The sequence below is a fragment of the Sphingomonas sp. genome (assembly GCF_024508665.1).
Lineage (GTDB): Bacteria > Pseudomonadota > Alphaproteobacteria > Sphingomonadales > Sphingomonadaceae > Sphingomonas.
On the sequence record NZ_JANINP010000006.1, the window covers coordinates 859222 to 881417 of the forward strand.

General features: G+C 65.3%; 26 protein-coding genes. 16 read left to right on the top strand and 10 right to left on the bottom strand.

What is annotated here, in order from left to right; genetic code table 11:
• Positions 1–52: 52 nt before the first annotated feature.
• The 5 genes from sucD to Q0L25_RS12915 all read right to left on the bottom strand — a co-directional run bounded on the left by sucD (position 53) and on the right by Q0L25_RS12915 (position 3186).
• The gene (gene sucD / locus Q0L25_RS12895) at positions 53–937 is read right to left on the bottom strand and encodes a succinate--CoA ligase subunit alpha (protein ID WP_066587047.1); all 885 of its coding nucleotides are present in this window, start codon (positions 935–937) and stop codon (positions 53–55) included.
• 1 nt (position 938) lies between these two features.
• The gene (locus tag Q0L25_RS12900; RefSeq protein ID WP_296614849.1) at positions 939–1472 is read right to left on the bottom strand and encodes a hypothetical protein; all 534 of its coding nucleotides are present in this window, start codon (positions 1470–1472) and stop codon (positions 939–941) included.
• Positions 1473–1477: 5 nt separating this feature from the next.
• On the bottom strand, positions 1478–2440 hold the full coding sequence (gene mdh / locus Q0L25_RS12905) for a malate dehydrogenase (RefSeq protein ID WP_296614851.1): 963 nt from the start codon (positions 2438–2440) through the stop codon (positions 1478–1480).
• Positions 2441–2579: 139 nt separating this feature from the next.
• Entirely contained in the window at positions 2580–2861 is a 282-nt protein-coding gene (locus Q0L25_RS12910; protein ID WP_296614853.1) for a hypothetical protein, read from the bottom strand.
• 1 nt (position 2862) lies between these two features.
• The gene (locus tag Q0L25_RS12915) at positions 2863–3186 is read right to left on the bottom strand and encodes a YbjQ family protein (protein ID WP_296614855.1); all 324 of its coding nucleotides are present in this window, start codon (positions 3184–3186) and stop codon (positions 2863–2865) included.
• 197 nt (positions 3187–3383) lie between these two features.
• Between Q0L25_RS12915 and Q0L25_RS12920 the strand changes: the two genes are divergently transcribed.
• On the top strand, positions 3384–4472 hold the full coding sequence (locus Q0L25_RS12920) for a hypothetical protein (protein ID WP_296614856.1): 1089 nt from the start codon (positions 3384–3386) through the stop codon (positions 4470–4472).
• Positions 4469–5515: an aminoglycoside phosphotransferase family protein gene (locus tag Q0L25_RS12925; RefSeq protein WP_296614858.1), complete on the top strand. Its 1047-nt coding sequence runs from the start codon at positions 4469–4471 to the stop codon at positions 5513–5515. The genes Q0L25_RS12920 and Q0L25_RS12925 overlap by 4 nt, the downstream gene beginning before the upstream one ends.
• Before the next feature lie 6 nt (positions 5516–5521).
• On the opposite strand, the gene zapE is transcribed toward Q0L25_RS12925, so the two are convergent.
• From zapE to Q0L25_RS12945, 4 genes are all read right to left on the bottom strand, one after another.
• Complete coding sequence (gene zapE / locus Q0L25_RS12930; protein ID WP_296614859.1) at positions 5522–6634, bottom strand: cell division protein ZapE; 1113 nt, start codon at positions 6632–6634, stop codon at positions 5522–5524.
• A 106-nt stretch (positions 6635–6740) separates the two neighbouring features.
• A complete protein-coding gene (locus Q0L25_RS12935; RefSeq protein ID WP_296614861.1) occupies positions 6741–7211 on the bottom strand; it encodes a PaaI family thioesterase in 471 nt (156 codons plus the stop codon).
• A gap of 62 nt (positions 7212–7273) precedes the next feature.
• A complete protein-coding gene (locus tag Q0L25_RS12940) occupies positions 7274–8059 on the bottom strand; it encodes a succinate dehydrogenase iron-sulfur subunit (protein WP_296614863.1) in 786 nt (261 codons plus the stop codon).
• A gap of 62 nt (positions 8060–8121) precedes the next feature.
• Entirely contained in the window at positions 8122–8436 is a 315-nt protein-coding gene (locus Q0L25_RS12945) for a helix-turn-helix domain-containing protein (RefSeq protein WP_296614865.1), read from the bottom strand.
• Between the two features lie 132 nt (positions 8437–8568).
• Between Q0L25_RS12945 and Q0L25_RS12950 the strand changes: the two genes are divergently transcribed.
• On the top strand, positions 8569–9315 hold the full coding sequence (locus Q0L25_RS12950) for an SDR family oxidoreductase (protein WP_296614866.1): 747 nt from the start codon (positions 8569–8571) through the stop codon (positions 9313–9315).
• 114 nt (positions 9316–9429) lie between these two features.
• On the opposite strand, the gene Q0L25_RS12955 is transcribed toward Q0L25_RS12950, so the two are convergent.
• Entirely contained in the window at positions 9430–10788 is a 1359-nt protein-coding gene (locus Q0L25_RS12955) for an NAD-dependent succinate-semialdehyde dehydrogenase (protein ID WP_296614868.1), read from the bottom strand.
• A 156-nt stretch (positions 10789–10944) separates the two neighbouring features.
• Between Q0L25_RS12955 and Q0L25_RS12960 the strand changes: the two genes are divergently transcribed.
• The 13 genes from Q0L25_RS12960 (at position 10945) to Q0L25_RS13020 (ending at position 22044) form a co-directional block, all read left to right on the top strand.
• Positions 10945–11196 (top strand): GlsB/YeaQ/YmgE family stress response membrane protein, encoded by a 252-nt coding sequence (locus Q0L25_RS12960; RefSeq protein ID WP_296614870.1) that lies wholly within the window; start codon positions 10945–10947, stop codon positions 11194–11196.
• A 57-nt stretch (positions 11197–11253) separates the two neighbouring features.
• Entirely contained in the window at positions 11254–11493 is a 240-nt protein-coding gene (locus Q0L25_RS12965; RefSeq protein ID WP_066590374.1) for an exodeoxyribonuclease VII small subunit, read from the top strand.
• A complete protein-coding gene (locus tag Q0L25_RS12970; protein WP_296614872.1) occupies positions 11490–12401 on the top strand; it encodes a polyprenyl synthetase family protein in 912 nt (303 codons plus the stop codon). Before Q0L25_RS12965 ends, Q0L25_RS12970 begins: the two co-directional genes overlap by 4 nt.
• Before the next feature lie 34 nt (positions 12402–12435).
• Complete coding sequence (gene coaD, locus Q0L25_RS12975) at positions 12436–12945, top strand: pantetheine-phosphate adenylyltransferase (RefSeq protein ID WP_296614874.1); 510 nt, start codon at positions 12436–12438, stop codon at positions 12943–12945.
• Positions 12946–13311: 366 nt separating this feature from the next.
• On the top strand, positions 13312–14076 hold the full coding sequence (locus tag Q0L25_RS12980; protein WP_296614876.1) for a peptidylprolyl isomerase: 765 nt from the start codon (positions 13312–13314) through the stop codon (positions 14074–14076).
• A gap of 26 nt (positions 14077–14102) precedes the next feature.
• Complete coding sequence (queA, locus tag Q0L25_RS12985; RefSeq protein WP_296614877.1) at positions 14103–15185, top strand: tRNA preQ1(34) S-adenosylmethionine ribosyltransferase-isomerase QueA; 1083 nt, start codon at positions 14103–14105, stop codon at positions 15183–15185.
• A gap of 9 nt (positions 15186–15194) precedes the next feature.
• Entirely contained in the window at positions 15195–15584 is a 390-nt protein-coding gene (locus tag Q0L25_RS12990; RefSeq protein WP_367184131.1) for a TrbC/VirB2 family protein, read from the top strand.
• A 61-nt stretch (positions 15585–15645) separates the two neighbouring features.
• Positions 15646–16215: an EF-hand domain-containing protein gene (locus Q0L25_RS12995; RefSeq protein ID WP_296614879.1), complete on the top strand. Its 570-nt coding sequence runs from the start codon at positions 15646–15648 to the stop codon at positions 16213–16215.
• Between the two features lie 2 nt (positions 16216–16217).
• Entirely contained in the window at positions 16218–16859 is a 642-nt protein-coding gene (locus Q0L25_RS13000; RefSeq protein WP_296614881.1) for an HAD hydrolase-like protein, read from the top strand.
• Positions 16860–16899: 40 nt separating this feature from the next.
• On the top strand, positions 16900–17721 hold the full coding sequence (locus tag Q0L25_RS13005) for a nucleotidyltransferase domain-containing protein (RefSeq protein ID WP_296614883.1): 822 nt from the start codon (positions 16900–16902) through the stop codon (positions 17719–17721).
• On the top strand, positions 17718–18854 hold the full coding sequence (gene tgt, locus Q0L25_RS13010) for a tRNA guanosine(34) transglycosylase Tgt (protein ID WP_296614885.1): 1137 nt from the start codon (positions 17718–17720) through the stop codon (positions 18852–18854). The genes Q0L25_RS13005 and tgt overlap by 4 nt, the downstream gene beginning before the upstream one ends.
• 2 nt (positions 18855–18856) lie before the next feature.
• On the top strand, positions 18857–19051 hold the full coding sequence (locus tag Q0L25_RS13015) for a hypothetical protein (RefSeq protein WP_296614888.1): 195 nt from the start codon (positions 18857–18859) through the stop codon (positions 19049–19051).
• A 134-nt stretch (positions 19052–19185) separates the two neighbouring features.
• Positions 19186–22044 carry a pitrilysin family protein gene (locus Q0L25_RS13020; RefSeq protein ID WP_296614889.1) on the top strand — a complete coding sequence of 953 codons (2859 nt, stop codon included), beginning with the start codon at positions 19186–19188 and terminating at the stop codon, positions 22042–22044.
• Positions 22045–22196 lie beyond the last annotated feature (152 nt).

Sequence of the window (22196 nt, forward strand, 5' to 3'; positions counted from 1 at the left end):
AGCTGCCAAGCTTCGCTATCCTTCTCCCACAAGGGGAGAAGGAGTTACACATTCACCCCTTCAACACCTCGAGCAGCGTCTCGCCGAGCAGGCTCGGGCTGGCCGAGACCTTGATCCCCGCCGATTCCATCGCCGCGATCTTGTCCTCGGCGCCGCCCTGGCCGCCGGAGACGATCGCCCCGGCATGGCCCATGCGGCGGCCCGGAGGGGCAGTGCGGCCGGCGATGAAGCCGGCCATCGGCTTCTTGCGGCCGCGCTTGGCTTCGTCCTTCAGGAACTGCGCCGCTTCTTCCTCGGCCGATCCGCCGATCTCGCCGATCATGATGATCGACTTGGTCTCGTCATCGGCCAGGAACAGTTCGAGCACGTCGATGAAGTTGGTCCCGTTGACCGGATCGCCGCCGATCCCGACCGCGGTGGTCTGGCCGAGCCCTGCATTCGAGGTCTGGAACACGGCTTCATAGGTAAGCGTGCCAGAGCGGCTTACAACGCCGACCGATCCCTTCTTGAAGATCGAGCCCGGCATGATGCCGATCTTGCACTCGCCCGGCGTCAGCACGCCGGGGCAGTTCGGGCCGATCAGCCGCGACTTGGAACCCGACAAAGCGCGCTTGACCTTGACCATGTCGAGCACCGGAATGCCCTCGGTGATCGTGACGATCAGCGGCACTTCGGCGTCGATCGCCTCGAGGATCGAGTCGGCGGCGAAGGGCGGCGGCACGTAGATCACCGACGCGGTGGCGCCGGTCTTGCTCACCGCCTCGGCAACGGTGTCGTAGACCGGCAGGCCGAGATGCTCGGTGCCGCCCTTGCCCGGCGTCACGCCGCCGACCATCTGGGTGCCGTAATCGAGCGCCGCCTTGGTGTGGAAGCTGCCGGTCTCACCCGTCATGCCCTGGGTGATGACCTTGGTATTCTTGTCGACGAGGATGGACACGTCAGTTTCCCTTCTTGGCGAATTTGCCGGCGCTGTTGGCGATAACCAGAACGATGGTGGGTGCCGCGCTAGCGGTCTTGGGCGTGATGACGGGGACGATCATTTCGCCGTTGGGCAGGGCGACCGGCGCCGGCTTGGCGTCCGCCGCGGGCTGCGGCACGTTCGCGCCGACTACCGCGCTGATCTGCGGATAGAATGTTGTGGGATCGAAGGCGGTATCGCCTCTGGCCATGACGACGCAGCCGCCGTCCTGCCCGGTCTTATAGGCGATCACCACGTTGTCGCGCGTCACGACGTCGGCGTCGCTGTCGGCGCTCATGCCCTTACGCTGCTCGGGCGTCGCCGGCGACCAACCGGCGAGACGTGACGTTTGGCCGGCTGGGTCGACCGTCGCGCCCAGGCACGCTTTGGCGCCCGCCACGATCGCGGCTTGCGGTGCCGGTTGCAGATCGGGGCCGTCGTCGGCCACCGCCGGCGCGGCGGCGACGATCAGCGTCGCTGCCGCGCAGCTCGCGAGCATCGAGGCAGGTCGCATCGCCGTTACGCCAATGAGCTGTCGATGCCCTTGCAGGCGACCAGCAATTCCTTGACCGCGTCGACCGAGACCTGAAGGTTGCCCTTGGCTTCCTCGTCGAGCTCGATCTCGATGATCTTTTCGACGCCACCCGCGCCGATCATCACCGGCACGCCGACATACAGGCCGTCGACGCCGTATTGGCCATCGACATAGGCAGCGCAGGGCAGGATGCGCTTCTGGTCGTTGAGATAGGCTTCGGCCATCGCGATGCCGCTGGTCGCGGGCGCGTAGAAGGCCGAACCGGTCTTGAGCAGGGCGACGATCTCGCCGCCGCCACCGCGGGTGCGCTTGACAATCGCATCGATCCGCTCCTGGGTCGACAGACCCATCTTGATCAGGTCGGGGACGGGGATGCCGTTGACGGTCGAATATTGCACGACCGGGACCATCGTGTCGCCATGGCCGCCGAGCACGAAGGTGTTCACGTCCTTGACCGACACGTTGAACTCGTCGGCGATGAAGTGGCTGAACCGCGCCGAGTCGAGCACGCCCGCCATGCCGACCACCTTGTTGTGCGGCAGGCCGGAGAATTCGCGCAGCGCCCAGACCATCGCGTCCAGCGGGTTGGTGATGCAGATGACGAACGCGTCGGGCGCATTGTTCTTGATGCCCTCGCCAACCGCCTTCATCACTTTGAGGTTGATGCCGAGCAAATCGTCGCGGCTCATGCCCGGCTTGCGGGCGACACCGGCGGTGACGATGATGACGTCCGCGCCCGCGATATCGGCATAATCGTTCGAACCGGTGATCTTGGCGTCGAAGCCGTCGATCGGCCCGCACTGGCTGAGGTCGAGCGCCTTGCCCTGGGGCACGCCCTCGACGACGTCGAACAGGACGATGTCGCCCAATTCCTTTTGAGCGGCGAGATGGGCGAGCGTGCCGCCGATATTGCCGGCGCCGATCAGCGCGATCTTCTTGCGGGCCATGAGCACTCCTAAGCGCGAGTGGGCGCGCATAAGGCGCGCGGAACGCGACGGCGCTTAGGCGTTTGGGCGTCCCGAAGCAACCGCTAAACGGGACCGATTAACATCAAGTACTGCAATTGGTTCGCAAGAGCAATAGTGTTCAGTCGTCGTCGATATAGCGGCGTTCGCCGGTGGCGGCGTTGAACCAGACGGTGACGGGCCGCCCGGTGACTTCGTCGAGGAAACGTTCGTTGGTCGGGCGCCAGTTCGGGTCGGTCGTGTCGCTGGCATTGCCGCGATAATTGGCGCGCTCGAACACGATGCCGGCGACGATAATCGCGGGAAAGATGATCATCGGCCAGCCGGCGGCATCGATCAGCGTCAACCATAGCCCCACCGCCAGCCACGCCAGTCCTAGTGCCAGGACTATATTGCGCAGCATGTCAGGGGGCCGGGTCGAGGATCACCGCCGTGCCATAGGCGACGACCTCGTTCATCGATTGCGCGATCTCGCCCGAGTCGAAACGCATCATCACCACGGCATTGGCGCCCATCACCGTCGCGTTCTGGATCATCCGATCGATCGCGTGGCGCCGCGCGTCCTCGACCAGCCTGGTATATTCGGGAATCTCGCCGCCGACGATCGAGCGCAGGCCGGCGGTGATATTGCCGCCCAGGCCGCGGCTGCGGACGACGACGCCGAACACCTGGCCCAAATTCCTGACGACAGTGTGACCGGCGACGTTTTCGGTGGTGGTGACGATCATGCGGCGTCTCCTGTTGGCCCGCGGACCGGACGCGCTCCGGCTCGCTCGGGCAAGACGAGAATAAGCACAATGAGCGCTCCGGCAAGGACCACGCACCCGAAACGGCCGATCCGCTGGCCACCCTGCCGCCGCGTCGGCGGTTGCATTTCCAGGGGCGTGCGCCACACTGCGGCAAAAGCCGGGGAGAGGGCAGGGCGATGCTGACGCGAGGCGACGACTATCCGGTCCATCAGACTCCCGAACCGATCGCGATCGCCAGCGCCGAACGCAATTTCTACGACCGCTACTTCTTCAACGGCTACAGCGCCGACGGGGACCTGTTCTTTGCCGCCGCGCTCGGCGTGTATCCACAGCTCGGGGTGATCGACGCGGCGTTCTGCGTGACGATCGATGGCGTCCAGCATAATCTGCGTGCGTCGCGTCCGCTCGGTGGCGAGCGGATGGATCTCAACGTCGGCCCGATCGGCGTCGAGGTGAGTGAGCCGCTAAAGGTGCTGCGCGTGTTCGTGGGCCCGAACGATTCGCCGGTTCGCGCCGATCTGACCTTCACCGCACGCCACGCGCCGATCGAGGAACCGCGCTTTACCCGGCGTCACGAGGCGCGGCTGCTGATGGACTATACCCGGCTGACACAGAATGGCGGCTGGTCCGGGAGCGTGACGATCGGCGACCAGATCCTGACGGTCACGCCCGATACGCATTGGGGCACGCGCGATCGCAGTTGGGGGATCCGACCGGTGGGCGCGCCCGATGCCCAACCCGCCGGCGGGGGGATGCGCCAGTTCTGGTGGCTGTGGATGCCGTTCAACTTCGCCGACCGCGTCGCCTTCTTCCACAGCAATGACGATGGCGCGGGCGAGCCGTGGAACCGCCGCGGCGTGATTGCGAAGCTCGACGGCGATCCGCGCGAGTTCAGTGCGGCCATCGGCTCGGCCTATCGTCCCGGCACGCGGCGGCTGGCCTCGGTGCGGCTGGAGCCGTGGCCCGGCTGCACGTTGGACGTGACGCCGCGCGATCAGCATTTCTACATGTCGGGGCTGGGCTATCTCCACCCGCAATGGGGGCACAGCATGGATCATGGTGCCGACCTGGCCGTGACTTATGACGTCTGTCCGCCGGATTTCGGCGATGCGCCAAGCATGCTCAACCTTCACATCCAGGCGATGGCCGATGCGGTGCTGACGATCGACGGTGTGGCGCATCGCGGCGTCGGCGTGGTCGAGCAATTGTTCATCGGTCCGCACGCGGCAAGCGGGCTGAGCGGCCTGCTGGACCCGGCGGAGTGAACGACTTTCCGACCGCGCCGGAGGATTTCGACAGGGCCTGGATCGAGCGGGTGTTCGCCCAGCCTGCGGGATCACTCGCGGCGCTGGAGTATCGGGCGGTCGGCACCGGGCAGGTTTGCGACAGCTATCGCTTCACCTGCGACTGGCGTGGCGGTGACGCGCCGGCGAGTTTCATCGCCAAATGCCCGAGCGCCGACGCGACGAGCCGCGCAGGCGCTGCCATGTTCCATCTCTATGACATGGAGATCGGCTGGTACCGCGACTGCGCGCCGACCGCCGGCGTCGCATGCCCGCGACCCTATTATGCCGCGATCGCCGACGATGAACAGCATTTCGCGCTGTTGATCGAGGACATGGCCCCGCTGCGCCAGGGCGATCAGATCGCGGGCGGCAGCGCGGCCCAGGTCGCCGCCGCGCTGGACGCGGTTGCCGCGCTTCACGCCTGGCGGCCCGCCGGCGGCGACTGGGCGAGCTTGGCCTGGGCGCATCACAACGCCGGCAGCATGGTGATACGCAGCGCAATGCCGGCGGCTTACCCGCAATTCCGCGAGCGTTTTGCCGGGCTGCTTGACGCCGAGGTGCTCGATCTCGGCCAGGCGCTGGTCGATCGCATCGACGCGTATCTCGATCGTGAGGCGCCTCCTGAATGCCTGCGTCACGGCGACCTTCGGCTCGACAACATCCTGTTCGACCAAAGCGGTCGCACAGCCTGCCTGCTCGACTGGCAGACGGTGGCGATGGGGCGCGCGGCGAACGACGTGGCCTATCTGATCGGCACCAGCTTCGCCGATCCGGCCGAACGTCGCGCCCGTGAGCGCGGCCTGGTCGATGCCTATCTCGCGCGCCGGATGGCGCTCGGCGAAGCACCCGATGCCGATGCGTTCTGGCGAGATTATTGCCGCAACGCGTTCGCCGGGATGATCATGGCGATCAACGCCGCCAAGTATGTCGAACGTACCGAACGCGGCGACCGCATGTTCGCGGCGATGGCGGAGCGACCGGCGCGAATGGCGCTCGACCTCGACAGCCTGGCGCTGATCTGATCCGGTTCAGTCGATGCCGTGCCCGGAATCGAGATACGCGTCGGAGCGCATCTCCTCGAGCCGGCTGACAGTGCGCTCGAACTCGAAGCGACCGTCGCCTTTCTCATATAGCGCGGCCGGTTCGGCATCGGCGGCAGCGAGTAGCTTGACCTTGTGCTCGTACAGCGCGTCGATCAGTGACACGAACCGCGCCGCTTCGTTGCGGTTCTCGGGCCCGAGTTTCGGAATGCCGACTAGTATCACGGTGTGATAGCGCCGTGCGATCGCCAGGTAATCGGCCGCGCCCCGTGCTTCTCCGCACAGTTTCTTGAAGCTGAATACAGCGACGCCCTTGAGCGATTTGGCCACGTGAAGCGTACGCCCGCCCTGGACCGCGATGTCCTCGCTCGGCACATGCGCGGCATCCTCGGGCGGATAATCGGTCAGGCGGAAGAAGGCGGCGGACAGGTTGCGCGTCGCTTCGGGTCCATTTGGCACCAGCCAGGTTTCCTGCTGACCCAGCCGGTCGCGGCGGTAATCGACCGGACCGTTCAGTGGCAGTACGTCGAGGCGGTTCTCGATCAGGTCGATAAAGGGCAGGAAATGCTCGCGGTTGAGCCCGTTCTTGTAGAGATCGCGTGGCGGGCGGTTGGACGTGGTGACGACGGTCACACCCGCCTCGATCAGGGCGGTGAACAGGCGCGACAGGATCATCGCGTCGGGCGAGTTGGTCACCATCATCTCATCGAAAGCGAGCAGGCGGGCCTCCTCGGCCAATGCGACGGCGACCGGGGCGATCGGGTCGCCGACCTCCTTCTTGCGCTCCTCGGCGATGCGCTGGTGCACTTCGAGCATGAACTCGGAGAAATGGACCCGGCGCTTGCGGTTGATCGCCAGGCACCCGAAGAACAGGTCCATCAGCATCGATTTGCCACGCCCGACATCGCCCCACATATAGACGCCGCGCGGGGAGTCGGGTTTGCGGCCGAGCGCGCGCCAAAGGACCGAGCCGCGTTTGGGCTGAGCTTCCAATTCCTGTTGGAGGCGATCCAAGCGTTGGGCGGCGGCTTGCTGGTCCGGGTCGGCCCGAAGTTCGCCGGCGGCGATCAGGGCATGATATTGCTGGAGGACCGTGGTCACCCTCACCCTTCCCACGCGGCTATGCCGCGCTGGCCCCTTCCCTCTCCCATTGGGAGAGGGAGGGAGCGCCAAAGGCGCGGAAGGGTGAGGGTGACTGAGTTGGAGATTATACCGTTCCCGGCGGCGGGCTCGACTTACGCAGCGTCCCGGTAAAGCTCGCGATCGTCGGCAAGCCTTCCTGGACGATCAGCCCGCGCAGGAACAGCATGCGGCTGGTCTCGCGCAGCAACTCGATATGAGCTTCCAGCGGCTCGCCGATCATTCCGCCGCCGATGAATTGCGCCGACAGGTCGAGCGTCACCGCGCCACCGGCGCTCAGGCACCCGAAGGCGCGGCTGGCGGCGAACAGCGATACGTCCATGAACCCCAACAGCGCGCCGCCATGGACGTTGTCGCGCATGTTGGAATGGTCGTGGCGGGGCATCATGCGAACCCGAGCCTTGCCATCCTCCAGCTTCACCTGGAGCGGTTCCAGAAAGGCGTTGAACCGGGTCGAGTCGCGGAACTGCCAGCGCTTCCAGCCGGGCAGATCCGGATCGTCGTCGTAGAGGAAGAGGGGGGAAGGGGCGTCGTCCAACTAAAATCCGTTCCTGTTCCGGTCACGCCCCCCGACAAGCTCGGGGCGAACGGAAGATTGGATCAGACGATCCGCTCGGCTTCCATCTTCTTGATCTCGGCGATCGCCTTGGCCGGATTGAGGCCCTTGGGGCAGGCGTTGGCGCAGTTCATGATCGTGTGGCAGCGATAGAGCCTGAACGGATCCTCGAGCTGGTCGAGTCGCTCGCCGGTCATCTCGTCGCGGCTGTCGGCAAGCCAGCGATAGGCCTGGAGCAGGATCGCCGGGCCGAGAAACTTGTCGCTGTTCCACCAATAGCTCGGGCAGCTGGTCGAGCAGCAGGCGCACAGGATGCATTCGTACAGGCCGTCGAGCTTCTCGCGATCCTCGGGGCTCTGCAGCCGCTCCTTGCCCGCCGGGGCCGGGGTGACCGTCTGCAGCCACGGCTTGATCGAGGCATATTGCGCGTAGAAATGGGTGAAGTCGGGGACAAGGTCCTTGATCACTTCCATGTGCGGCAGCGGCGTGATCGTGACTTCCGACTTGCAGTCTTCGATCGCGGTCGTGCAGGCCAGGCCGTTCTTGCCGTCCATGTTCATCGAGCACGATCCGCAAATCCCTTCGCGGCACGAACGGCGGAAGGTCAGCGACGAATCCTGCTCGGACTTCATCTTGATGAGGGCGTCGAGCACCATCGGCCCGCACGTGTCGAGGTCGACCTCAAAAATGTCGTAGCGCGGATTCTCGCCGGTATCCGGGTCATAGCGATAGATCTTGAACCGGCGGATATTGGTGGCACCCTCGGGTGCCTTATGGACCTTGCCGTTCTTGCGGATCTTGCTGTTCTTCGGCAGGCTGAACTCGGCCATTGCGTGTCCCTATCGCGGTGCTGCGGTGCGGCTATGCCTTTCGGCCCCGGAGTGCAACCCCGTCAAACCTCGTTGTTGGCAAGTATGGCGTCGAGCAAGCCCGGAAAGCGGCGGTCGAATTCGGCGCGGCGCAGCACATTGATCATCTCGCGACCGGACTGGGTCGTTTCGATCAGGCCGGCGGCGCGCAGTGTTTTCAGATGGTTGGAGAGGGTGCTCTTGGGGACCGGCGCATCGCACGGTGTCGTGTTCGAACAACTCAACCCCGTGGCCGCAGCCAGCCGTGCGACGATCGCCAGCCGATTTGAATCGGCCAGCGCGTGGAGCGCCAGGTCGAGCGGCACATCCTCCAATCGCGGATGGGTAAAGCGGGGCATTGTCCGAATATAGGAATGGTTCGTGATTTTCATAGTTCGGGAATATTGAACTATCGAAACATGCCTCCCAGATCACCGTCGCCGGCAGCGCACGAGGTCGTGATCGCGGGCACGGAATTTCGGAGAAGACAGATGTCCAATAGCAATGCCCTGAGCGGCAAAAAGGCGCTGGTCACCGGCGGATCGCGCGGAATCGGATCGGCGATCGCCAAGCGGCTGGCCGCCGACGGCGCCGAGGTCGCTATCACTTATGCCGGCAACAAGGCCGCCGCCGATGCGACGGTAGCGGCGATCGAACAGGCGGGCGGCAAGGCGGTGGCGATCCAGGCCGATGCCAGCGACGATGCCTCGCAGCGCGCGGGAATCGACGCGGCCGCAGCGGCGCTCGGCGGCATCGACATCCTGGTTCACAATGCCGGCGTGGCCGAGTTCGCTGCTGTCGATGAAGATACCGACGAGTCGTTCGCGCGCCAGTTCGGGGTCAATGTCCGCGGCTTGCATGTCGGTACGCGCGCCGCTCTGCCGCACCTGCCCGATGGCGGGCGTATCATCCTGATCGGCTCGGTCGCGGCCGATCGTGCGCCCTTTGGTGGCATATCGACCTATGGCGCGACCAAGGCAGCGGTCGCCGGACTGGGCCGCGGCTGGGCGAAAGACCTCGCCTCGCGCAACATCCTGGTCAACGTCATCCAGCCGGGGCCGATCGAGACCGACATGGCGCCGACAGGCGAGCTCGCCGACGCGCTCAGGCAATCGGTGCCGCTGGGCCGATTCGGCGCAGTGGAGGAGATCGCCGGCGTCGCCGCTTTCCTCGCCGGACCGGATGCGACGTTCATCACCGGAACGACGCTGAACGTCGATGGCGGCGTTTCGCTCTGAAGCCGCTAGGTCTCCCCTCCCGGTTCGGCGAGGGGAGACTGGTTCTCGATGCCAAGCTTGTAAGCGGCGGCGCGATTGGCCCCGCTCGTCGTTGCCGGCGGGCCATCGCCGCTATCAGCCGATCACGGCCTTCAGGTTCATGAATTCGTGCAACCCCCAAGGACCCAGCTCGCGACCATGGCCCGAGCGTTTGATCCCGCCGAACGGTGCCTCGGGAGTCGAAGAAAGCATGCGGTTGACTGCAGTCATGCCGGCGGCGATGTCGCGGGCGAAGCGCTCCTTTTCGGCATCGTCATTGGTCCAGACCGACGACCCCAGTCCGAACGGCACGTCGTTCGCGAGCGCGATCGCCTCGTCGATATCCTTGACCTTGAACACCATTGCGACCGGACCGAACACTTCCTCCTTGGCGACTTCGCTGTCGGGATCGATATCGACCAGCACGCCAGGCGTCAGATAGGCGCCGGGCAGATCGGGTTTCTCCGCGCCGAACAGCAAGGTCGCGCCGGCGTCGCGGAACTTGTCCATTTGGCCGAGCACGGTGTCGCGTTGTTCCTCCGAGGATAGTGGTCCCATCTCGGTCCCTGGATCCATTGGGTCGCCGGTCTTCACCGCTTTCATACCGGCCGAGAACGCGTGCATGAAATCGTCATAGACGTCGGCATGGACAATCATGCGCTTGGCGCAGATGCAGGATTGGCCGGTATTCTGGGTCCGCGCCGTGACCGCGGTCTTGGCGGCGAGCGCTATGTCGGCGGATGGCATGACGACGAACGGATCCGATCCGCCGAGTTCGAGCACGACCTTCTTGAGCGCACGGCCAGCGGCCTCGGCGACCTTGGCCCCGGCGCCTTCACTACCGGTCAGCGTCACCGCGACGATGCGGTCGTCGGCGATCAGGTCGGCGACCTTGCCCGACTTGATCGCCAGGTTCTGGAACAGGCCTTCGGGCGCTCCGCCCGCCAGGATCGTCTCCTCCAGCGCGGCAGCGCAACCCTGGACCGACGACGCGTGCTTCAGCAGTCCGACATTGCCCGCCATGATCGCCGGCGCGGCGAAGCGGACCACCTGCCAATAAGGGAAATTCCACGGCATCACGGCGAGCACCGGCCCCATCGGCAACCAGCGCGCTACGGCATGGCCGACCGGCGTGTCGACCTCCATGGACTTGAGTAGCTGCGCCCCATGCCGAGCATAATAGCGGAAGGCGGAAGCGCATTTCTCGACCTCGGCGACGGCGGACTTAAGCGTCTTGCCCATTTCCTCGGTCGCGATCCGCGCTAGCCGATCCTTGTCGTCCTCGAACCGCTCGGCGATGTGGCGGAGCAAGGTCATGCGATCGGCAAGTTCGCTCTCGCGCCAGATGAGAAAAGCCTCGTGCGCCTTGGCCAGCCGCGCGTCGACCTGGGCATCGGTCAGTTCGGCGAAGCTCCGCCCGGGTTGGCCGGTGGCGGGATTGATGCTGGTGAACATGGTGCTGCCTTCCTGTTTCGGTCAGCCGAACGCGCGGTCGCCGATGGCGGGTCCAGCAGTTCGGATTCTTACGGGAACCACTCCTCGAACGAGTCATTGTGCAACCGCAACGGTCATGCAATCCTGCTGACGCCAATGGCCTAAGGAGAGAGAATAATGGGTATCATCCGCATGATCATCATCGGATTGATCGTCGGCGCGCTGGCGCGCTGGTTCTATCCGGGTCCCGTCCACGCCGGTTGGATCGTCACGATCCTGCTGGGCATCGCCGGTTCGTTCGTCGCCGGTTTCTTCCTGCAAATGGTCAATCGCAAAGCGGCCGAGCCCTTCCATCCAGCAGGCCTGATCGCGTCGATCATTGGCGGCATGGTGCTGATCTTCGTCGCACGGTTGCTGCATATCGCCTGATGGCATGTGGCGGATCGGCGGTTGCTCCCGCCGGTCCGCTGCCCCATAGCGTGGCGGATGGACACGCCGATCGATGACCTGTCGTTCGAGGACGCGCTGAAGCGCCTCGAGGAAATCGTCCGCCAGCTCGAAAGCGGCGAGGCGAAACTGGATGACGCTATCCGCCTCTATGAAGAAGGCACGCGTCTCCGCCAGAAATGCACCGAACGGCTCGACGCGGCGCAGGCGCGGATCGAGGCGATCCGGCTCGATTCGGATGGCCGCCCCGCTGGTGTCGCGCCGTTCAACGCCGCATGAGGGACGGCGCCGTGGCTCCTTCTTTGTCGCTCAAGGCAGCGTTGACCCAGGTCGGCGCGGAGGTGGATCGCCGCTTCGATGTGATGCTCGCGGTGCCGAACGACGCGCGCGCCGAATTATACCAAGCGATGCGGCATGCGGCGATTGGCGGCGGCAAGCGGCTGCGCCCCTTGCTCGTCTTCGCCACTGCCGCCCTGTTCGGGGTCGACCGCGAATGCACCGCGCGCGCCGCCTGCGCGATCGAGGCCATCCATGTCTATTCGCTGATTCACGACGACCTTCCGGCGATGGATGACGACGACATGCGCCGCGGCAAGCCGACCGTGCACCGCGCCTTCGACGAGGCGGTCGCGATCCTGGCCGGCGACAGCCTCCACGCGCTCGCCTTCGAATGGCTGGCCGATCCCGCGACCCATCCCGATCCATTCGTTCGCGCCGAACTGGTGCTCGAACTCGCCCGCGCGGCCGGGCCCAGCGGAATGGCCGGCGGCCAGGCGATGGACCTGAAGGCGGAGACGGCGACCTTCGATCTCCAGACCGTGACGCGCTTGCAGGCGCTAAAGACCGGCGCGCTGATCGGCTGGTCGGTCGAGGCAGGCGCGATCCTCGGTCGCGTGCCGCCCGAGGGGCGTACGGGCCTGCGCGGCTATGCCCGCGACCTCGGCCTGGCATTCCAGATCGCCGACGATCTGCTCGATGTCGAGGGCGACGAGGTCAAAGCGGGGAAGAAGCTCCGCAAGGACGAGAGCGCGGGCAAGGAAACCTTTGTCTCGCTGCTCGGCATCGACCGCGCCCGCGGACAGGCGCGCATGCTCGTCGACCAGGCGATCGACCATCTGCGCAGTTATGGGCAGGAGGCCGATCTGTTGCGCAACATCGCGCGCTTCGTGCTCGAGCGCGACCGCTAACCGACCGCCGGCGGTTGAGGATGGGGAGGGACATATGACCATTCGCACCGGGGTCTATCCCGGCACGTTCGATCCGATCACGCTTGGTCATATGGACATCATTCGGCGTAGCGCGAAGCTGGTCGACCGGCTGGTGATCGGGGTCACCACCAACATTGCCAAGGCGCCCCTGTTCACCGATGACGAGCGAATCGCGATCGTCCGCCGCGAGGTCGAGGCGACGGGCATCGGCAATATCGAAGTGGTGGGGTTCAGTTCGCTGCTGATGGATTTCGCCGACAGCCAGGGGGCGTCGATCGTCATCCGCGGCATCCGCGGCGTCACCGACTTCGAATATGAATATCAGCTCACGGGCATGAACCGCCAGCTCAATCACCGCGTCGAGACGGTGTTCCTGATGGCCGACGTGTCGCTCCAGCCGATCGCCAGCCGGCTGGTCAAGGAAATTGCGGTGTTCGGCGGCGACATCTCCAAATTCGTCACCCCCAGCATCCGCGACGAAGTGATCGCGCGAATCGACCGCGACGGCCTGCGGCGGGCTTAGCCCCGCAAAGGGCGCGAAGATTTGATTCACGCGAAGGCGCGAAGACGCGAAGATTTTGTTCACGCAGAGGCGCGGAGAACGCAGAGATGTTTCTCTAGGCTGTGTCGGCAGCCATCCAATCAGCGATGACGAGAAACGAAAGCGCGCTGCCGCGCGCGACTTCTCCGCGTTCTCTGCGCCTCTGCGCGAAACCATTCTTCTTCGCGTCTTCGCGTGTATCAAATAACTGATTGTTCCCTGGCAGGAGCCGACGCCGCCACTTCAGGCATCGCCTTGCCTCAAAAAAGCCGCACGCACTGCGCATTGGCGCTTGGCGATAATTGCTCTAAGTCCCCACACCGAACGACCGTCTTTTCCGGAGTGCCCATGCGTTTCTTTTTCGGCCTGATTGCGATGATGAGCGTCGCGATCGCCGGCAGTCCTTCGATCGCTGCCAAGAAGCAGAAGGCGCCTCCAACTCCGCCGGTGGCGGCACGGCTCGCCCCGCCGCCGATGACCGACAAGGAAAATCTGCTCTATCTCGATCTGTCGACCGGCGGTCGCGTCGTGATCTGGCTGCGGCCCGATGTCGCGCCCAAGATGGTCGAGCGGGTCAAGACGCTGACTCGTCAGCATTTCTATGACGGGCTCAAATTTCACCGCGTGATCGACGGCTTCATGGCGCAGACCGGCGACCCCAAGGGGGACGGCACCGGCGGATCGACGCTTCCCGACGTGCCCGCCGAGTTCAACTATCTGCCGCACGTGCGCGGCGCGGTGGCGGCGGCGCGCGAGGGTGCTGCCCCGGACGCCTCGCCAGAGGACAAGACCAAGGCGGAAAACAGCGCGAACAGCCAGTTCTTCATCGTGTTCCTGCCGAAGCTGGCGCTCGACAAGAAATACACGGTGTTTGGCCGCGTCATCTCCGGCATGGAATATGTCGATGCGGTCGAGCGCGGCGAGCCGCCGGCGAACCCATCGATTATTTACCATGCTTATATCGCCGCGGATAACCCGCCGCCTTATAGCGCGCCGCCGCCGCCTCCTCCGCCGCCGGCCCCTGTTCTGGCGCCCGCGCCGACGCTGACCACACCGACGCCTGCCGGAAAGACACCTCCGGCGGACAAGGCGCCGGCGCCGGCCAAGAAGTAATCACGATCAACTGACGCGAGGGCGGCGTGGACGTCGACCTGTTCGACTTCGACCTGCCGCCCGAGCGGATCGCACTGCGCCCGGCCAGCCCACGCGACGCGGCGCGGATGCTCGTGCTCGACGGCGCGGGACCGGGCGGCGCGACGCGCGAGCGTCTGGTCAGCGACCTCCCGGGCGAGCTGCGGCGCGGCGATCTGCTGGTGTTCAACGACACGCGGGTGATCCCGGCGCAGCTCGAGGGCATGCGCGGGAGTCGTTCGGGTGACGGCGCACAAAGCGCGCCTGGGCCGCGGATCGGAGCAACGCTGCACAAGCGCGAAGGTCCGCGCCGCTGGCGCGCATTCATCCGCAATGCCAAGCGGCTGCGCGAGGGCGAGACGATCGATTTCGGCGAGGGCGTCACCGCGACCGCCGCCGACCGTGCCGAGGACGGCAGCTTCGCGCTCGATTTCGCGGGTGACGAGCCGGTCGAATTGCTGCTCGACCGCGCCGGCCGGATGCCGCTCCCGCCCTATATCGCCGCGCGCCGTCCGACCGATGCGCGCGACGCCGACGACTATCAGACGATGTTCGCGAACGAGCCCGGTGCGGTCGCGGCACCGACCGCGGCTCTGCATTTCACACCGGAATTGATGGCGGCGCTGGACGCGGCCGGGATCGGTCACGTCACGCTGACGCTTCACGTCGGCGCGGGCACGTTCCTGCCGGTCAAGGTCGAGGACACCGACGAGCACAAGATGCACGCCGAGTGGGGCCGCATCGACGCTGCCACCGCCGATCGCATCAACGCGACGCGCGCCGCCGGCGGCCGCGTGGTCGCGGTCGGCACCACCAGCCTGCGCCTGATCGAGAGCGCAGCCGATAACGCGGGTCGGGTCCACCCGTTCGAAGGCGACACCGCGATCTTCATCACGCCGGGCGTGCGGATTCGCGGGATCGACGGGCTGATGACCAATTTCCACCTCCCGAAATCGACCCTGTTCATGCTGGTCTCGGCGCTGATGGGGCTGGAGCGGATGCAGGAGGCGTATGCGCATGCGATCGCGCAAGGATACCGCTTCTATTCTTATGGCGATGCCAGTCTGTTGCTACCGACGCGATCGGCGTAACATCCGCACGTGATCCTCTCCTACGCCCCGACTTCGCTCGCCGACTCCCCTGCCGGGTCCAGCGTGCTCGTCGCGGCGATATCCTGGCTGCAGGACTTGTTGCTCGGGACGGTCGCGACGTCCATCGCCGTGATCGCGATCGCAGCGATCGGCTTCGGGATGCTGACGGGGCGAGTCAATATTCGCCATGGCGCGACCGTCGTCCTGGGTTGTTTCATCCTGTTCGGCGCGTCGACCATCGTCAGCGGGCTGCGTTATGCGGCCAGTGGCGTGGGGGGTGATACCGCGCCTCCCGTGGTCGTCGTCGCGCCGCCTCCGCCGCCCCCGCCGCATGTCCAATCGTCCGGGGTGCCGGCGCCCTACGATCCCTATGCCGGGGCGTCGGTTCCGATCCGTTAGCGCACTGAAAGACTTGTCGCGCTGTTGCCGAGCCCGCCCCGCTGAGGCACAGCCTGTCGCCATGCCGCCGAATCGCTTTCCGTCAGCCATCCGCCGCGGCTTCGCCCTGGCTCCCCGGACTCTCGTGGTCAGCTTCGCCTTGCTGGCGATCGGCCTGTCCCGACCGGCTGCCGCGCAGAACGACAATCGCATTCCCGTCCCGCTCGGCAGCAAGAAGAACGCGCCGGCATCGATCGCCGCGCCGCCGATCCTGGTGGTCGAGCCGGTAGCGATGATGATTGCCGCATTCGACACGGACGGCGACGGCCGCGTGACGCGCGACGAGATGCACAAGGGCGTGGCCAAGAGCTTCGCTGCGATAGATACGGCCAATACCAGCAAGCTCGGCTATATCGCCTTTTCGGACTGGGCGCAGAAATGGCTGGGCGATCCCAACGCCTTGCCCGGCGCTTACGAGACCGACACCGACAGCGATAACCAGATCACGCTGGCCGAGCTCCAGGCGAAGTTCGATCAGATCTTCACCCGGCTCGACAAGGACAAGGACGGCGTGCTGACGCGTGCCGAACTGCTGACGATCCGCGCCTTTCCGATGGGCGATGGCGGGAAACGCGGGAAACGAGGCGGATAATCGTGGCAGCCGCTCGGCCTCCATATGAATTGGTCATTTTCGATTTCGACGGGACGCTGTCCGACAGCGGCCACTGGTTCCTGTCGATCGTCGACGATCTCGCCGCGCGCTTCCGGTTCCGCAGCGTCCATCCCGATGAAGTTGAGGGCTTGCGCAAGCGCACCACGCGCGAAGTGATCGACCATCTCGGCATCTCGCGCTGGAAACTGCCGCTGATCGCGCGCCATGTTCGCGCCCGGTTCGGACGGAACACGGACCAGATCCATTTGTTCGACGGCGTCCGCGACATGTTGAGGACGATCGACGAGGCCAAGGTCCGGATGTTCGTCTGCTCGTCCAACTCCGAAGCCAATGTCCGGGCCATCTTGGGGGCGACGGATTCTGCGCGGATCGAGCGCTTCTTTTGCGGCTCGGGCCTCTTCGGCAAGGTGCGCAAGTTCCGCCAGGCGATCAAGGCGAGCGGCCTTCCGGCAAGCGCGATCCTGTCGATCGGCGACGAGACCCGCGACATCGACGCCGCGCGCGCGGTCGGGATCGGCGCCGGCGCGGTATTGTGGGGCTACGCCAATCCGGAAATGCTGATGGCGATGAAGCCCGACAAGACGTTTGCGACGCCGCAAGAGGTGGTCGACTATTTGACTTGAGGTCGACAAACTGCTGGGCCCGCCGCTAGAGCGACGGGCGATGCTTCCCCAGCGCTCCATTCCCAATAGTTTCGACCCCGAGATCGTCGCAGGCATCGATGCACGCCTGGCAGCGGCGGAACATAACGAGCATGTGCGCATCCCGATCGCGATCGAGAGCGGCAGTCGGGCCTGGGGCTTTCCGTCACCGGACAGCGACTATGATTGCCGGTTCGTGTTCGTTCGTAGGCATGACGATTACCGTTCGTTGTGGCAGCCACGCGATGTGATCGAGACGCCCCTTGATGCGATTTACGACGTCGGCGGTTGGGATGTGGGCAAGCTCATCAAGCTAATGGTCAAGGGCAATGCTGTAGCCATCGAATGGCTGACCTCGCCGATCCGCTATCGCTTTGACCAGAGTATTGCTAACCGACTGCTGGGCCTAGCCCGCGAAGTGACCGATCGCGCTGCGGTCAGGCGGCATTATTACAACCTGGCCAAGGCGTCATGGACGCCACTTGAGCGCGAGAAGGGCGATGTCCCGCTAAAGAAGCTCCTCTATGCATTGCGTCCCGTCGTCGCGATAACCTGGCTTGACCGCCATCCCGGGGAGGTCGTGGCGCCGATGGCGTTCGCGCAGTCGCTCGATGCGATCGATCTGGCTCCGGCACTGCGTGCCGAGATCGATGCGCTGGTCGAACGCAAGTCGGTCACGGCCGAATTAGGAAGCGCGCCGGTGCCACCTGCCATCGCCGTTCTGATCGACGGTGCGCTAGCCGCCAATCCGCCGGCTGCCGTCGATCCGGTTTCGCCGGGAGAACGGCGGCGCGCTGCTGATCGCGTTTTCCTCGAATTTCTCGACGAACTGGCTCCCGCATGACTCCCCGTTTCGATTTCAAGATCCACGCCACCGACGGCAAAGCGCGCACCGGTGAAATCGCGATGCGGCGCGGCACAATCCGTACGCCGGCCTTCATGCCGGTCGGTACCGCCGCCACGGTCAAGGCGATGAAGCCGGACGACGTGCGTTCGGCCGGTGCCGACATCATTTTGGGCAACACCTATCATCTGATGCTCCGGCCGACTGCCGAGCGCGTCGCGCGACTGGGCGGGCTGCATCACTTCATGGGCTGGAATCGGCCTATCCTGACCGACAGCGGCGGTTATCAGGTGATGAGCCTGTCGGAGCTGACCAAGCGCGACGAGACCGGCGTCGAGTTCAAAAGCCATCTCGACGGCACACGCCACCTGATGAGCCCGGAGCGCTCGATGGAAATTCAGCGGCTGCTCGGATCGGACATCGTCATGGCGTTCGACGAACTGGTGCCGACGACGTCGACTCCCGAGGTCCAGGCGGCGGCGATGGCGCGGTCGATGCGCTGGGCGTGGCGATCGCGCGACGCATTCCTTGGCGGCGGCGAGCATGCCGACAATGCCGCGCAATTTGGCATCCAGCAGGGCGCGCTCGATGAGCAATTGCGGGGCGAGAGCGCGGCGGCGCTGACCGAGATCGGGTTCGACGGCTATGCCATTGGCGGGCTCGCGGTGGGCGAGGGGCAGGCGGCGATGTTCGGCTGCCTGGATTTCGCGCCGGGCCAGTTGCCTGCCGACAAGCCGCGCTATTTGATGGGCGTGGGCAAGCCGGATGATATCGTCGGCGCGGTCGAGCGAGGGGTCGACATGTTCGACTGCGTGCTGCCGACGCGATCGGGGCGGACGGGGCAGGCGTTCACGCGGACCGGGCCGATCAACATCCGCAACGCGAAGTTCGGCGAGGATCAGGGGCCGCTCGATCCCGAATGCGGCTGCCCGGTCTGCGCGACCTGGGAACGCGCCTATCTCCACCATCTCGTCCGCGCCGGAGAAATTCTTGGCGCGATGTTGATGACCGAGCACAACATTTGGTTCTACCAGGCGTTGATGGCGGACTTGCGCGCGGCAATCGCCCAGGGAACGCTGAACGCATTTGCGAGCGGATTCCGGGCGCGCTACGGACAGGGTCGAGGAGAGTGAGCGTGACCGACAAGCCCGAAGAAGAGAATGAGATCATGGCCGCGGCGCGGATTGCCAAGGAGCGCCAGAAAGGCGCCGAAGGCACGCCCGAGCCGGCGAAGCTGAGCAAATGGGGCATGGCGGCATTGGGCGCGGGCGTCGGGTCGGCCGCGGTGGCCGCGGCAATACTCTACGCCAATCGCAACAAGAAGCGGTGATGGCGTTTGGCGTCTGATCGCCGGTGCTTGTCGCTGGCGACGGCGCCAGGTGAGTAGGCAACGGCGAGCGATTGACAGGCGGCGTTTTAGCGCGACACATCGGCGCCATCCTCCCCTCCTTTGCGGAGACTTGAATGCGTCTGACTCGTGCCGCCCTGCTGATGGGCGCCGCCCTGTTTCCCCTTGCCGCTATCGCTGCGCCACCCAAGAAACCCGCGCCAAAGGCTGCGGCTGCCAGCGCAACCGCCGTCAAGCCGATTGCCTATACCGTCCGCACGCTACCCAACGGCCTGCGGGTCTATGCCATCCGCGACGCCAAGACCGCCAACGTCTCGGTGCAGGTCTGGTACGATGTCGGGTCGAAGGACGATCCCAAGGGCAAGTCCGGCTTCGCGCACATGTTCGAACATCTGATGTTCAAGGCGACGCGCAACCTGAAGTCGGAGAATTTCGATCGCCTGACCGAGGATGTCGGCGGCTATAACAACGCTTCGACCAACGACGATTACACCAATTATTTCGAGGTCGTCCCTGCCAACCACCTCCAGCGGCTGCTGTTCGCCGAGGCCGATCGCATGGCCAGCCTGGTGGTCGAGCCGGTGAGCTATGCCTCCGAGCGCGACGTGGTGAAGGAAGAGCTCCGTCTGCGCACCCTGGCGACCCCATACGGCAAGCTCTATTCGATCTATTATCCCGAGATCAGCTATCGCGTGCATCCCTATGCGCGACCCGGGATCGGCAGCCTGGAAAATCTCGAGGCCGCTACGATCGACGATGTCCGCGCCTTCCACGCGACTTATTATCGGCCGGACAATGCGGTGCTGGTGGTCGCGGGCAATTTCGATCCGGCGCAACTGAACCAGTGGGTCGACGCATATTTCGCCGGGATCAAGAAGCCCGACCGACCGATTCCGCGCGTGACCGTCGTCGAGCCGCCGCGCACCACGCCGACCCGGTATACGGTCTACGAGCCCAACACACCGCTTCCGGCCGTGCTGATCAGCTATCAGGTTCCGCCGGACAACAATGCCGACATTCCGGCGCTGACCGTGCTCGACGCGATCCTGTCGCGGGGCGATAGCTCGCGGCTGTATCAGGACCTCGTCTATCGCGATCAGCTCGCCCAATCGGCCAACACGTTCCTCGACACCAAACAGGGCACCGGATCGTTCGTCGTCACCGCGACCATGGCCGATGGCAAAAGTGTCGCCGATGGCGAAAAGGCGTTGCGAGCCGAAATTGCGCGCGCCCGCGATACCCTGGTGACTCCGGCCGAACTGACCCGCGCCAAGAACCAGTTGATCACCGCCACGATCGAAAGCCGCGAGACAGCCGATGGCAAGGCGTCAACGATCGCGCGATCGGTGATCATCGATGGCGATCCCGCCGCCGCCGACAAGCAGCTTGCCGCGATCGGCAGGGTGACAGCCGCCGATATTCGGCGCGTGGCGCGCAAATATCTGACCGACAACGGCTCGGCGACGATCAACTATATGCCCGCCGAAATGGCGCCCAAGGACGGGCCGAAAGGTGACAAGATCGCCGTTGCCGGCACCGTCGAGGTCGCCGCGCTCAAGACGCCAAGCGATGTCGAAGTGGTCAAGCCGGCGAGCGACGCCGAGCGTGTAGCAATCCCCGCGCCGGCCAAACCGGTAGTTGCGTCACTGCCTGCCCCGGTCACGGCGACACTGGGCAACGGCATGAAGCTGATCGTGGTGGAAAAGCATGATTTGCCGCTGATCACGACGCAAGTGCTTGCCAATGGCGGCGGCGCCGCCGATCCGGCCGACCGTGCCGGGCTCAATAGTTTGACCGCCGATCTGATGACCAAGGGCACCAAGACGCGATCGGCGACCCAGATCGCCAATGAGGTCGAGAAGCTCGGCGGCTCGATCAGCTCGGCTGTCGGCTGGGATGCCGCAGCGGTGACTCTGCAAGTCAAGTCGGACCAGATCGCCCCGGCGATGGCGGTCCTCGCCGACGTCGCGCGCAATCCCGTGTTCGCGGCCGAGGAAATCGAGCGCGACCGCGCGCAGACGATCGACAGCGTTCAGGTCCAGCTCAAGAATCCGGGCCGGCTCGCCTCGCTGGTCGCGGCGCGCACGGTGATGGGCGGCGGACCTTATGGTCATCCGATCACGGGCACGCCGGCTTCGCTCAAGGCGATCACGCGAAGCGAAGTGCAGGCCGCCTATGCGCACACCTGGGCGCCGGCGCGCGCGACCTTGGTGATGGTAGGGGATATCACGCCCGCCGCCGCCAAGGCGCTGGCCGAAGCCAATTTCGGCAGCTGGCAGGCGAAGGCCGCGCCCGTCGCTGCGCCCAAGACCGATTCCGCCAATGCGACGCCGCGGGTCATCGTCGTCGACATGCCCAATGCCGGCCAGGCTGGCGTCGTCGTCGCCCGCCCGGGTATCGCCCGCAGCGATCCCGATTTCTACGCGGCCAGCGTCGCCAATGCGACCCTGGGCGTCGGCTTCTCGTCGCGGCTCAACCAGGAAATCCGCATCAAGCGCGGGCTGGCTTATGGCGCGGGCAGCGGCATCGCGGCGCGGCGCCAGCCGGGCTATCTCGCAGCCAATACCCAGACCAAGAACCCCTCGGCGCCCGAAGTAGTGGGCCTGATCATCGATACGATGAAGGGGATGGGCTCCGCGCCGGTTCCGGATGGCGAACTCGCCTCGCGCAAGGCGGTGCTGATCGGCGATTTCGGCCGCGATACGGAGACGACCGGGGGTATTGCCGGCGTATTAGGTGACTATGTCGTCGAGAATGTGCCCCTGTCCGAACTCAAGGCATTCACTCCCAAGGTCGAAGGCGTCGATGCGGCGGCGGTACAGCGCGTCGCGCAGCGGCTGCTCGATCCGACTAATGCCAGCGTCATCGTGGTCGGCGACGCGAAGCTGTTCCTCGACGGCCTCAGGAAGAAATATCCGAACGTCGAGGTGATCCCGGCGGACAAGGTCAATCTGGACAGCGTGTCGTTGAAATAGGGTCCTTCGTCATGCCGCTCTTGTGCTGGCGTCCACCGAGCCACAGGTGCGAGGTGTGAGCGGACCCGATACAAGGCCGGGTCACGGCCCGGGCTGTGGCTCGCGCGATAATTAACGTCGGGGAGGACGCTCGCGAATCCTCCCCGACGCCC